This window comes from Nocardia sp. NPDC059177 (genome assembly GCF_042755165.1).
Taxonomy (GTDB): Bacteria; Actinomycetota; Actinomycetes; order Mycobacteriales; family Mycobacteriaceae; genus Nocardia.
The window spans coordinates 1-13185 of the sequence record NZ_JBHZBX010000022.1; the positions used below are offsets into that span (position 1 = coordinate 1).

Sequence of the window (13185 nt, forward strand, 5' to 3'; positions counted from 1 at the left end):
AACGTCGTACCGACATCCACTACGGGTTCATGAATCTTGGTGCGGCACTGATCTGTTGGCGACGCCTCAGCAATCGAACTGGATAGGAGCTCTAAGGACGCGGTCGGCAAGGCGGTTGGACGGCTGATCGAAACGGCGACCTGTCATGCGCCGCATCTGATTGATGCCGAGGTCGGGAATGTGTTGCGGCGTCATGAACGTAAAGAGCTCATCGACCCGGCAACAGCGGCGATCGGCCTGCGCATGCTGGCGACGATGATCGACCGTCGCTACGCCATTCATGGTTGGTTGTCCGAGGAGGCGTGGCAGCTCCGGCATACGATCACCTTTTATGACGGCTTGTATGCCGCATTGGCCGCCCGGCTCGACGTACCCCTGCTGACCAGCGACGCGAAACTGAGCCGGGCGCCCGGGCTCCCGTGCCGGGTCGAATTGATCGACTGAGTTTCCCGGTGGCCGCATGCGGAAGCCCGCTTCGCTACCGATGCGAAGCGGGCTTCTCGACGTTCAGGACTGGCCCTGGCGGACTTCCTGTTCGATGCGGTTGCCTACCTCGGGGTCGATATTGCGCCAGTAGTCGAAGGCGCGGGCGAGGACGGGTTCGGTGACGCCGGCTAGGAGGTGGCCTACGACGTTGTTGACGAGGCGGTCTCGGGCTGGGTCGTCGAGGACTTCGCGGACCAGGGTGTGGGCTTGGCCGAAGTCGGAGTCGTCGGGGCGGAGGGTGTAGGCGGTGCGGACCATTTCGCCGTCGGTGTGCCAGCCGATCACCGGGCCTGAGATCTTCGGGTCGGCGTGCGGGCCGCCCTTGGAGTTGGGGACGTAGACCGGGTCGGTGACGTTGGTGTAGCGCATGGCGCCGTCTTTGGTGTAGGTGTGGGTGGGGGCCGCGTGGGGGGAATTGACCGGCAGCAGCGCGTAGTTCGAGCCGATGCGGTGGCGGTGGGCATCGGGGTAGGAGAACCAGCGGCCGAGCAGCATCTTGTCGGGGCTGGGGCCGGTGCCGGGGACCGCGTTGCTCGGTTCGAAGGCGGCCTGCTCGATTTCGGTGTGGTAGTCGGTGGGGTTGCGGTTCAGGGTGAGGCGGCCGACCCTGATCAGGGGATAGTCGCCGTGCGGCCAGACCTTGGTCAGGTCGAAGGGGTTGAAGCGGTAGGTCTTGGCGTCGTCGAACGGCATGATCTGCATGTGCAGGGTCCAGCTGGGGAACGAACCGGCCTTGATGTGTTCCCACAGGTCACGCACGTAGTGGTCGCCGTCGGCGGAGGCGTAGTGGTCGCCTTCTTCCTGGGTGAGGAACTCCACGCCCTGATCGGTTTTGAAATGATATTTCACCCAGAACCGTTCGCCGTTCGCGTTGTACCAGAGGTAGGTATGGCTCGAATAGCCGTTCATGTGCCGCCAGGAACGGGGAATCCCTCGATCGCCGAGCAGCCAGGCCACCTGATGCGCGGATTCCGGCGACAGCGTCCAGAAATCCCACTGCATGTCGTTGTCGCGTAAGTTGTTGTCGGCGCGGCGTTTCTGGGATCGGATGAATTCCTGGAACTTCATCGGGTCGCGCATGAAGAAAACTGGCGTGTTGTTGCCGACCATGTCGAAGTTCCCGGCGGTGGTGTAGAACTTCAGCGCGAATCCGCGCGGATCACGCCAGGTGTCGGGGCTGCCCCGCTCACCGGCGACCGAGGAGAACCGGGCCAGCACCTCGGTTTTCGTGCCGGGCTGGAAGACATCGGCGCGGGTGTAGGCGCTGACATCGTCGGTGACCTCGAAGGTGCCGAAAGCGCCGCCGCCCTTGGCATGCGGCTGCCGCTCCGGCACCCGCTCCCGGTTGAACTGCGCCATCTTCTCGATCAGATAGGCGTCGTGCAGCAGAATCGGGCCGTCCGGACCGACGGTCAGTGAGTGTTCGTCGCTGGGTACCGGAATGCCGGCGTCCGAGGTCGTGAAATTGCTGTCGCTCATGCCATCTCCTGGTCGTCGTGGGTCGATTACTGCACGAGATCCATCGGTGGTGGAACCCATTGTCCGTCCAGCGCAGCCTCTTTCGGTGCGTAGAGGCGGAGGGTGAGGGAGAAGTCGCCGGCAGCGGGAATGGGGAGCCAGTTGCCGGCGGGGGTGGCGGGGCCGGGGTTTTCGTTCTGGATGGCGATTTCGATGGAGCCGTCGGAGGCGCGGTCGATCGGCGGCACGTGGCCGACGGAGTAGATCGCGTCGGGGTTGGGGACCAGGAAGCCCTGGATGTCGTAGGCGGTGACGGAGGCGAAGGCGTCGGTCGGCGGCCATTGGCCGGGGGCGAAGCGGATGCGGTAGCGGAGGGGGTTGCCCGCGGCATCGGTGGTGGGGGCCGAGCGGATGGTGGCGTAGAGGACATTACGGATGGGGGCGAAGCCGGGGGAGCGCATGGTGAGGGCGGCGCGGCGCAGGTAGTCGGTGCCGAAGTCGCTGAGCTGAAGGGGGATCTCCCAGCCGTTGACATTGCGGGCGGTGGGGTCGACCCAGGTATCGATGCGGCGGTGGGCCTGGCGGACGGCCTCGTTCAGCGGTTCGTCGGGCAGCTCGTCGACGGTGCCGCCGGGCTGCACGCCGATGGTGGCCAGGGAGCGCAGCAGCGGTTTGTCGGCGTCGGGGGGCGGGTTGGTCAGCATGAGCCGGCACATCCGGTTGAAATAGGTGCGCCCGTCGAGGGCGGCGATCCGTTTCACCGGGGGCTCGGTGCCGCGGTCGATCTGATGCACCCGGGTCACCGTCGCGTCGAAGTCGCCCGCTTCCCACCGGCGCAGCGGGATGAGTTTCATCTCCTGCTGCAGCTGGTTGACCCGCGGCGCGTCCGCCGTGCCGTTGATCTGGATTCGGCCGACGATCGTCGACATCGCCGAGGGCATCCGGAGCTCGACGGTGTGCGCGGGTGCCTTGCCCGACCAACTCGGCCCGGCGACGAGATAGGTGAACGGTGGGCCGTCGGCGTCGACGGTGGTGCGGGGATCCTTGCTGGTCAGGTCGTGCACGGTGTTGCCCCAGCCGTCGATCAGCTGGAAGACCCAGTACCGGTCGGCTTCCATCCCGGGGATCTGCAGCACCATCGGCTCCTCGGACAGGTCGAGCCAGGCCTGGCTGTAGAGCATGTCGTGGCTGAGCCGGGCCACCCCGCGATCGAGCGGGTCGGGCAGGGTGCTGTGGTCGAGGACGTTGGTCGGCGCGCTGACCGCCCGCATCATGTCCAGCATGATCAGCGGATAGCCGTAGACGTAAGCGTTGATCGCGGTGCCGAGCACATCGGTGGGGCCGGTGTGCCAGTCGCCGGTGGGGATCGGCTCCTCGGTGCCGCAGGCGGGCAGTGCCGCGGCGACCGTGGCCGCCGCGCCCCAACCCAGTAGTGCCCGTCTGCTCAGCCCGCGGGGCTCCCGACCGTCCATCCACGCTCCGTTCGATGGCATCGAGCGCCACCCTAGGGCGGGCCCGCGCCGCCGCGCCTCACACGCAACGGGTGAAATCCGCGGGCCGGCTCAGCCGAGCAGCACCCGCCGCATCAGGAAACCCGCCCTGGCCCGGCAGGCGACCGGATCGTCACCGTAGGCCTGACCCAGGTCGATCACCATCGCGAACGCCGCGTGCACCAGGAACCGCGCCTCGGCCGCCGAGAGCGTGGGCCGCACCTCGCGCACCAGCCGCGCCCATTCCTGCACACTCAGCCGCTGGATATTGCGCAGCACGGCGCGCTCCTCGACGGGCACGTGCCCGAACTCGGCGTAGTAGACGACCGCGAGCGCCCGCTCGTCGAAGGTGTCGGCGACGAATTGGCCGATCAGCTGGTCCAGTGCCGCGCCGCTGTCGGCGGTGCTCGCGACCGCCCGCCCGATCGCACCGGACACCCGGTCGGCCGCGCGCCGGAACGCGGCGGCCAGGATGTCGGCCTTGCCGCGATAGAACCGGTACACCGCCGAGGCCGCCGACAGCCCGGCCGCCGAGGCGATGTCCTCGACGCTGACATTCGGGTATCCGCGCTCGTGGAACAGGTCGACCGCTTTGCGCAGCAGCAGTTCGTGTTTGAACGCCTCCGGGATCTCGATCCGGGTCGACGGCTCGGAAGCCGTTGCGGCGGGCGGCAATCCGGGACCGGCCAGTGCAAGGCAGGCGCCGCCGAGCAGGGTGGTGAGAGCACGGACGGGCAGGGCGGCGTGATGGTCGGCGATGCTGGTGATCACACCGAGCATGGCGGTCGAGAGCATGCGCAGGTCGGCGGGGGTGAGTTCGGGGCGCAGGATCGCGAGTTGCTCGCCGAAGGCGCGCAGGACCGCGGCGCGGTGGTCGTCGAGCACCTGGCGGTCGGCCGGCTCCAGGTAGCGGCCTTCCCAGCGGACCAGGGTGACGGTCGCGCGGTTCTCCACGGTGGCGCCGGTGAGCCCGGTCAGCATGTGCCGCAACCGTTGCGCCGCGCCCACCGTCTCGTCGGCGGGGATCTCGATCGAGGTGGTGAAGGACTGCCCGACGCGCAGCAGCTCCTCGCGGAACAGCGCGTACTTGCTCGGATAGTGCCGGTACAGCGCGGCCGAACTGATACCGAGCCCGGAGGCGATGTCCTCCATGCTCACCCCGTGATACCCGGCGGCGCCGAATGCCATCGCTGAGGTGGCCGCGATCTGGGCCCGCCGATTCTTCGGCCGCCGCCGCACCCCTTCGCCCGCTCCGCCGCCGACTACCGACCCACGCACCCCACGAGACTCGCCGACATTCATGCGAGAAGTGTATTAGGCCTAGTGAGGAGGGCTGATCCGGGCATACCAGTCCAGCAGCTCCGGGTCGTCGACGGCGCTGCGTTCGACCACCCGGGCCGCATCGGCGCCCTGGAAGAGCTTCTTGATCGGCACCTCCAGCTTCTTGCCGGTGCGGGTGTGCGGAATGCCGGGGGCGGCGCGGATCTCGTCGGGCACGTGCCGGGGGGAGACCTCGGTGCGGATCGCGGTGCTGATCCGGGTCCGCAGGTCGTCGGTGAGTTCGGCGCCGGGCGCGAGGACGACGAACAGCGGCATCCAGTAGCCGCCGTCGGGCTGTTCGGCGCCGATCACCAGGGCTTCGGCGATCTCCGGGAACTGCTCGACCACCTGGTAGATGTCGGCGCTGCCCATCCGGATGCCGTGGCGGTTGAGGGTGGAATCGGAACGGCCGTGTACGACGATGCTGCCGTGCCCGGTCAGGGTGATCCAGTCACCGTGCCGCCAGATGCCGGAATAGGTGTCGAAATAGGCGCCGTGGTAACGCTTTCCGTCCTCGTCACGCCAGAAGGCGACCGGCATCGACGGCATCGGCGCGGTCACCACCAGCTCGCCGACCTCGCCGCGCACCGATTCGCCCGCCTCGTCGAAGGCGTCCAGGGCGACGCCCAGATACGGCGCCGACAGCTCGCCCGGCCACACCGGCACCGTCGGCACGCCACCGATGAACGCCGACACCACATCGGTGCCACCGCTGATCGAACTCACCTGCACGTGCTCGCCCGCGTTCTCGCCCAGCCACAGCGCGCTCGACACCGGCAGCGCCGAGCCGGTGATTCCGACCGTGCGCAGGGCCGACAGATCGTGATCGGAGCGCGGCACCGAACCGGCCTTGATGCAACCGAGGACATAGCCGGGGCTGGTGCCGAGCACCGTCGCGCGCACCTGAGCGGCCAGGCGCCACAGTGCATCCGGGGAGCCGGCGGTCGGGCTGCCGTCGTAGGTGACGATGGTCGATCCGGTGAGCAGCCCGGCGACCTGGAAGTTCCACATCATCCAGCTGGGGCTGGTGAACCAGAAGAAGGTGTCCTCGGGGCCGATATCGGATTGCAGGGCAACGGCTTTGAGATGCTCGAGCAGCACGCCGCCGTGGCCGTGCACGATGCCCTTGGGCAGGCCGGTGGTGCCGGAGGAGAACACGATCCAGAGCGGATGATCGAAATCGACCGGGGTCGTCTCGATCACGCCGAGACCCGCGTCGGCCACCGCGTCCGACCACGGCAGCGCGCCGGGTACGTCGAGTCCGAGCTGGGACACCGCGACGGTCGCGCGCAGTCCGGGCAGCCCGTCTTGCAGCGCGGCGATATCGGCGCGCTTGTCGTGGGCCTTGCCGCCGAAGCGGTAGCCGTCGGCGGTGACCAGCACCGTCGGGTCGAGCTGCCCGAGCCGGTCCAGCGCAGCCTTGGCCGAATAGTCCTGACCACACGCGCTCCACACCGCGCCGATGCTCGCCGTCGCCAGGAAGGCCACGATCGCCTCGGGGATATTGGGCAGGTAGCCGATCACCCGGTCGCCCGCCTCGACCCCCTGTTCGCGCAGCGTGCGCGCGAAAACAGTGACCTGCTCGATCAATTCGGCCCAGGAGATCTCGTGCGGGTCGGTGTCCTCGTGCAGCGCGATGATCGCGGGCCTGCCCGGCTGAGCCATCCGGATGATCTGGTCGACATAGTTCAGCCGCGTACCGGGGAACCATCGCGCACCGGGCATCTCCCGCGACCCGAGGACCTCGCCCGCGTGCTCACCGAGCTCGAAGTAGTCCCACAGCGCCTGCCAGAAGCCGGCGATGTCGTCGACCGACCATTGCCACAGCGACTGGTAGTCGGGGTACTGCTCGCCGGTCCGGCCGCTGACGAAGGCGGCGAAGTCGGTGATCCGTGCCGACGCGATGTCCTGGGCGGTCGGTTCCCATTGCGGTTGCACCGGATGTCCTCCTCGTACTGGGTTACGCGGGCCGGAACTGCCCCGGCCGTCGATTACCCCGGCGCGCGAACGGTATTCGGCCCGCGCCGGGTGTGCTGCTCAGCCGGGTAGCTCGGCCCGGCGGACGATCCGCTCGGCGTGCCGCAGCACCGGTGCGTCGACCATGCGTCCCTCGAACGCGAAGACACCCCGATGGTTCGGTACCTCGGCGAGTACCCTTCGTGCCCAATCGAGTTCGTCGGCGTCGGGCGCGTAGCCTTCGCGGATCACCGCCACCTGACTCGGATGGATGGCCACCTTGGCGTCGAAGCCGACGGCCACCGCGTCGAGCGTCTCCACCGCGAGCCCTTCCAGATCCTTGATGTCCAGGTAGACCGAGTCCAGGGCGAAACGCCCGAAAGCCTTGGCCGTCACCAGACTCGTCGAGCGCACATGGCGGGCGACATCGCGATAGCTGCCGTCGGCGTGCCTGCTGGAGTTGCCGCCCAGCCCGGCCATCAGGTCCTCGGCGCCCCACATGACCCCGATCGCGTTCTCGGCGGCGACCGACTCGGCCAGCCGCACCACGCCGAGCGGCGATTCGATCAGCACGATCACCTCGTAGCCCGCCAGCCCTCGAACCTGTTCGGCCGATTCGCATTTGGGCAGCATGACGCGCCGGTAGGGGGTCTGCGCGAGGGCGGCCAGGTCGGCGGCGTGGTCGGCGGTGTCGGCCGCGTTCACCCGGATCACGGTGTGCCGGGGGTCGAGCGGGGTCTCGAGCATGGCCTTCCTGGCCGATTCCTTGTCACCCGCGGCGACCCCGTCCTCGAGATCGAGGATCACCACATCGGCGACCGCGGCGGCCTTGGCGAAGCGCTCGGGCCGGTCGGCCGGACAGAACAGCCAGGCCGGTCCGGTCGGCTCCCAGGTGGGCACGCTCATGCGGTGGGCTCCTTCCGGACCAGGGTCTGGCGGACCGCCGTCGCCACGATCACCCCGTGCTGATTGCGCGCGGTGTGGGTCAAGTTCACGATGCCCTCACCCGGGCGGCTCTTGGACTCGCGCTTGCCGGTGACCAGCGTTTCGGCGTACATGGTGTCGCCGTGGAACAGCGGGGCGGGCAGCGTCATCTCGGAGAAGCCGAGATTGGCGACCAGGGTGCCCTGGGTCAGCTGCGCGACCGAGAGCCCGATCAGCGTGGACAGGGTGAACATCGAGTTCACCAGGCGCTGGTTGAACGGCGGCTGCGCATCGGCGAAGGCGGCGTCCAGGTGCAGGGCCTGGGTGTTCATGGTCAGCGTGGTGAACAGGACATTGTCGGCCTCGGTGATGGTGCGGCCGGGGCGGTGCTCGTAGATCGTGCCGATCTCGAACTCCTCGAACCACAATCCCCGCTGGACGACCCGGCGCGTTTCGGTGCTCGATGGCGCCTGCTCTCGAGGCCCTCCGTGGTCACGCTCCGCTGCCGCCTCCGGGCCGCCGTGATCAGGCGCGCTCACAGCCCCAGCTCCCGTGCGATCAGCATCAGCTGTACCTCCGTCGTGCCCTCGCCGATTTCCAGGATCTTGCTGTCACGGTAGTGCCTCGAGACCGGGTATTCGTTCATGAAGCCGTTGCCGCCGAAGATCTGGGTGGCGTCGCGGGCGTTGTCCATGGCGGCCTCGCTGGCGACCATCTTCGCGATCGATGCTGCCTTCTTGAACGGCTTGCCCGCCAGCATCAGTGCCGCCGCGTCGTAGTAGGCGGTGCGGGCCACATGCGCGCGCGCCTCCATCCGGGCGATCTTGAAGGCGATGGCCTGGTTGCGGCCGATCGCCTGACCGAAGGCCTGGCGCTCACCCGCGTAGCGCACGCTCTCGTCGACACAGCCCTGCGCGGCGCCGACCGCGAGCGCGGCGATGGCGATGCGGCCCTCGTCGAGAATCCGCAGGAAGTTGGCGTAGCCGCGGCCGCGTTCGCCGAGCAGGTTCTCCCGCGGCACCCGGACATCGGTGAAGCTGAGCGGATGGGTGTCCGAGGCATTCCAGCCGACCTTGTTGTAGGCCGGTTCGGCGACGAAACCGGGGGTGGCGGTCGGCACCAGAATGGTGGAGATCTCCTTCTTGCCGCCGCTCTGCCCGGTGACCGCGGTGACGGTGACCAGGCGGGTGATATCGGTGCCGGAGTTGGTGATGAACTGCTTGCTGCCGTTGATCACCCAGCTCTCGCCGTCCTCGACGGCGGTGGTGCGGGTACCGCCCGCGTCGGAGCCCGCGTCGGGTTCGGTGAGCCCGAAACCGGCCAGCGCGTGGCCGCTGGTGAGCTGGGGCAGCCACTCGGCCTTCTGCTTGTCGTCACCGAAGCGGTAGATCGGCATGGCACCCAGCGAGACGCCGGCCTCGAGGGTGATGGCCACACTCTGGTCGACCTTGCCGAGTTCCTCGAGCGCCAGGCACAGCGCGAAATAGTCACCGCCCATGCCGCCGAACTCCTCGGGGAAAGGCAGGCCGAACAGGCCCATCTCGGCCATGCCGGCCACGACCTCGTACGGGAAGCTGTGCTCGGCATCGTGTTTCGCCGACACCGGCGCGACGACCTGCTCGGCGAAATCGCGCACGGTCAGGGCGAGCTGACGGTATTCGTCCGGCAGCGAGCCGGTGGACAGGTAGTCGGTCATGCGTTGGTTCCTTCGCGCTCGGTCTCTGCGACAACGGTTTCGGCGAGCACCCGGACCAGCACCTGGTCCAGCTTCACCTGCGTACCGGGCGGCACCAGCACCTCGACGGTGCCCGCGACGGGGGCGGTGAGCGTGTGCTCCATCTTCATGGCTTCGATGACGATCACGGGGTCGCCGACCGCCACGGTCGCGCCGTTGGCGACCGGGGTGGCGATCACCGAACCCGGCATGGGGCTGCGGATCTCGGCGTCACCGACATGGGCCGCGTCGCCGCGGACACTCGCCTCGGCGACTTCCCGCAGCACCGCGACGCTCCCGCCGGTGCTCACCCATACCTGGCCGTCGGCCTCGGCGACGCGATAGGTGTGGCGCAGACCGTCCACGGTGAGGGTGAGCCGGTCCCCGGACAGGGTGGCGGTGAGCGAGCGGGCGCTGTCGCCGGCGGGCTCGCCCGGCTGGGGCGGCACGGTGGATGGGTGCGGTGGGGCGGCGGGGACGCCGGAGGCGTGCTGCTGGTGCGGGACCGGCGCGCTCACCTGCCCGGACGAGGCGGTGGGTGCGGTGTCGTCGTCGGTCAGTCGCACCGTGGCGGAGTCCGGTGTGCCCGTGAGGAACACGTGGCGGATGCGATCCCCGGCGGCGAGCCGGAGCGCCGTGGGGGCCGGTGCACCCAGCCGCCAGCCCGAGGGCACCGACCACGGATCGCCGCCGGTGGCAGGCCACTCCCGCAGCCAGCGGTAGGCGGCGGCCGCGAGGAACTCGTCGTCGGTGACGGTGGCGGGGTGGAAATCGCCGACCCGGCGGTCGAGCAGGGCGGTGTCCAGGCGTCCGGCCCGCACGTCGTCGTCGGCGAGCAGGTAGCGCAGGAACTCGATATTGCTCGTCACGCCGAGCAGGACGGTGTGTTCCAGCGCGCGATCGAGCCGGGCGATGGCGTCGGCGCGGGTGTCGCCGTAGGCGATCACCTTCGACAGCATCGGGTCGTAATCGCTGCCGACTACGGTGCCCTCGAGAAGCCCCGAGTCCACCCGCACGCCCGGCGTATTCGTGCAATTCTGCGCGCCCCAGTCAGTATTCTGACTGCCGACGGCCGAATTGCACGAAAATGCCGGGTCCCCCGGCTCGTCCAGCGCGAGCACAGTGCCGCCGGTCGGCAGGAAACCGCGTCCCGGGTCCTCGGCGTAGACGCGCGCCTCCACCGCGTGGCCTACCAGGTGGATCTCGTCCTGCGTGCGGGTCAGCCGCTGACCCGCGGCCACCCGCACCTGGCATTCCACCAGGTCGACACCGGTGATCAGCTCGGTCACCGGATGCTCGACCTGCAGGCGGGTGTTCATCTCCATGAAGAAGAACTCGTCGGGCCGGTCGGCGGAGACGATGAACTCCACCGTGCCCGCGCCGACATAGTCGACACTGCGCGCGGTATCGCAGGCCGCGGTCCCGATCCGGGCCCTGGTCGCGGCGTCGAGCAGCGGCGACGGCGCTTCCTCGATCACCTTCTGATGCCTGCGCTGCAAGCTGCATTCGCGTTCGCCCAGATGCACCACATTGCCGAACTTGTCGGCCAGGATCTGCACCTCGATATGGCGGGGCCGGGTGACGAACCGCTCCAGGAACAACGTGTCGTCACCGAAGGCGGCACCCGCCTCGCGTCGTGCGCTGACCAGCGCCGCGGGCAGGTCCTCGGGCCGCTCGACCCGCCGCATGCCCTTGCCGCCACCACCGGCGGACGGCTTCACCAGCACCGGATAGCCGACTTCGGCCGCTGCGGTGACCAATTGCTCGTCGGTGAGCCCAGGCTCGGCGATGCCGGGCACCACGGGCACGCCGAACGCGGTGACCGTCTTCTTGGCGGTGATCTTGTCGCCCATCACCTCGATCGCCTTCGCCGGCGGGCCGAGGAACACGATGCCCGCGTCGGCCAGCGCCGCGGCGAACGCCGAATTCTCCGACAGGAAGCCATAACCCGGATGCACGGCCTGCGCCCCGGTGCGGATCGCGGCGTCGACGACCTTCTCGATCGACAGATAGCTCTCCCGCGCGGGTGCGGGCCCCAGGCGCACCGCGACATCGGCCTCGCGCACGTGGCGGGCACCGGCATCGGCGTCGCTGTACACCGCGACCGAGCGAATACCCATGGCGCGCAAGGTCTTGATCACACGCACCGCGATCTCGCCGCGATTGGCGACCAGCACGGTGTCGAACTCGACGGGGGTGGAATTGTTCAGCATGTCCCTCACATCCGGAAGACGCCGTAGGAAACGGGCTCGAGTGGTGCTTGCGCGCACACCGACAGGGCAAGGCCGAGCACGGTTCTGGTGTCCGACGGCGCGATCACGCCGTCGTCCCAGAGGCGCGCGGTGGCGTAGTAGGGGTTGCCCTGGGTCTCGTACTGCTCGCGGATGGGGGCCTTGAACGCCTCCTGATCCTCGTCCGACCAGGGCTGGCCCGCGCTGTCGAGCTGCTCGCCGCGCACCGTCGACAGCACCGAGGCGGCCTGCTCGCCACCCATCACCGAGATCCGCGCGTTCGGCCACATCCACAGGAAGCGCGGCGAATACGCGCGCCCGCACATGGAATAGTTGCCCGCGCCGTAGGAGCCGCCGATCACCACGGTCAGCTTCGGTACCCGCGCGCAGGCCACCGCGGTGACCATCTTCGCGCCGTGCTTGGCGATACCGCCCGCCTCGTAGTCGCGCCCGACCATGAAGCCGGTGATGTTCTGCAGGAACAGCAGCGGGATCTTGCGCTTGTCGCACAGTTCGATGAAATGCGCGCCCTTCATGGCGGATTCGCTGAACAGCACGCCGTTGTTGGCGACGATGCCGACCGGGTGACCGTGGATGCGGGCGAACCCGGTGACCAGGGTCTTGCCGTATTCGGCCTTGAACTCGTGGAACCCGGCCTCGCCGTCGACGATCCGCTCGATCACCTCGCGCACGTCGTAGGGGGTGCGCGCGTCGACGGGGACCACGTCGTAGAGCTCGTCGGTGTCCTTGGCGGGCGGGGTGCTTTCCAGGACCTCCCACGGTGCCTCGGGCTTGGGACCCAGCGTGCCGACGATCTTGCGGACGATGCGCAGCGCGTCGCGGTCGTCGTCGGCCAAGTGATCGGTGACGCCGGAGGTGCGCGAATGCAGCAGGCCGCCGCCCAGTTCCTCGGCGGTGACGACCTCGCCGGTCGCCGCCTTCACCAGCGGCGGACCACCCAGGAAGATGGTGCCCTGATCGCGCACGATGACGGCCTCGTCGGCCATCGCGGGCACATACGCGCCGCCCGCGGTGCACGAGCCCATGACCGCCGCGATCTGGGCGATGCCCTTGGCGCTCATGTTCGCCTGGTTGTAGAAGATGCGGCCGAAGTGCTCGCGGTCGGGGAACACCTCGTCCTGATGCGGCAGGAAGGCGCCGCCGGAGTCGACCAGGTACACGCACGGCAGGTTGTTCTGCGCGGCCACCTCCTGCGCGCGCAGATGCTTCTTCACCGAGATCGGGTAGTACGTGCCGCCCTTGACGGTGGCGTCGTTGGCCAGCACCAGGCACTCGCGGCCCGCGATGCGGCCGATGCCTGCGATCACGCCCGCGCCTGGGCATTCGTCGCCGTACATGCCGTTGCCCGCCAGCGGGGACAGCTCGAGGAACGGGCTGCCGGGATCGAGCAGCTGGTCGACCCGTTCGCGCGGGAGCAGCTTGCCCCTGGCCACGTGCCGCTCGCGGGACTTCCGCGGGCCTCCCAGCGCGGCCGTGGCCAGCCGTTCCCGCAGCTCCGCGACGAGCGCGCCGTGCGCGTCCCGATTGCTCGACATCACACCATCCTGCCATCCGGTTAATCGCCAATAACTGAAATTCAGGTTAA

General features: G+C 68.8%; 10 protein-coding genes. 1 reads left to right on the forward strand and 9 read right to left on the reverse strand.

The window, feature by feature from the left end; translation table 11 throughout:
- The first annotated feature begins 123 nt into the window (after positions 1-123).
- Positions 124-444, forward strand: coding sequence for a type II toxin-antitoxin system VapC family toxin (locus ACFXK0_RS24020; RefSeq protein ID WP_379413042.1), 321 nt, complete (start codon positions 124-126; stop codon positions 442-444).
- A gap of 63 nt (positions 445-507) precedes the next feature.
- Here the strand turns inward: ACFXK0_RS24020 and ACFXK0_RS24025 are convergent, their stop codons facing one another.
- From ACFXK0_RS24025 to ACFXK0_RS24065, 9 genes are all read right to left on the reverse strand, one after another.
- A complete protein-coding gene (locus ACFXK0_RS24025) occupies positions 508-1965 on the reverse strand; it encodes a catalase (RefSeq protein ID WP_379412972.1) in 1458 nt (485 codons plus the stop codon).
- Between the two features lie 26 nt (positions 1966-1991).
- Complete coding sequence (locus ACFXK0_RS24030) at positions 1992-3416, reverse strand: DUF1254 domain-containing protein (protein WP_379412973.1); 1425 nt, start codon at positions 3414-3416, stop codon at positions 1992-1994.
- Between the two features lie 90 nt (positions 3417-3506).
- Entirely contained in the window at positions 3507-4736 is a 1230-nt protein-coding gene (locus ACFXK0_RS24035) for a TetR/AcrR family transcriptional regulator (RefSeq protein ID WP_379412974.1), read from the reverse strand.
- A gap of 18 nt (positions 4737-4754) precedes the next feature.
- A complete protein-coding gene (locus tag ACFXK0_RS24040; protein ID WP_379412975.1) occupies positions 4755-6692 on the reverse strand; it encodes an acetoacetate--CoA ligase in 1938 nt (645 codons plus the stop codon).
- Positions 6693-6791: 99 nt separating this feature from the next.
- Positions 6792-7616, reverse strand: coding sequence for an HpcH/HpaI aldolase/citrate lyase family protein (locus tag ACFXK0_RS24045; RefSeq protein WP_379412976.1), 825 nt, complete (start codon positions 7614-7616; stop codon positions 6792-6794).
- Complete coding sequence (locus ACFXK0_RS24050; RefSeq protein WP_379413044.1) at positions 7613-8062, reverse strand: MaoC family dehydratase; 450 nt, start codon at positions 8060-8062, stop codon at positions 7613-7615. The genes ACFXK0_RS24045 and ACFXK0_RS24050 overlap by 4 nt, the downstream gene beginning before the upstream one ends.
- Before the next feature lie 107 nt (positions 8063-8169).
- Entirely contained in the window at positions 8170-9330 is a 1161-nt protein-coding gene (locus ACFXK0_RS24055; protein WP_379412977.1) for an acyl-CoA dehydrogenase family protein, read from the reverse strand.
- Complete coding sequence (locus ACFXK0_RS24060; RefSeq protein ID WP_379412978.1) at positions 9327-11561, reverse strand: biotin carboxylase N-terminal domain-containing protein; 2235 nt, start codon at positions 11559-11561, stop codon at positions 9327-9329. The genes ACFXK0_RS24055 and ACFXK0_RS24060 overlap by 4 nt, the downstream gene beginning before the upstream one ends.
- 5 nt (positions 11562-11566) lie before the next feature.
- Entirely contained in the window at positions 11567-13135 is a 1569-nt protein-coding gene (locus ACFXK0_RS24065) for a carboxyl transferase domain-containing protein (RefSeq protein ID WP_379412979.1), read from the reverse strand.
- Positions 13136-13185: the final 50 nt, after the last annotated feature.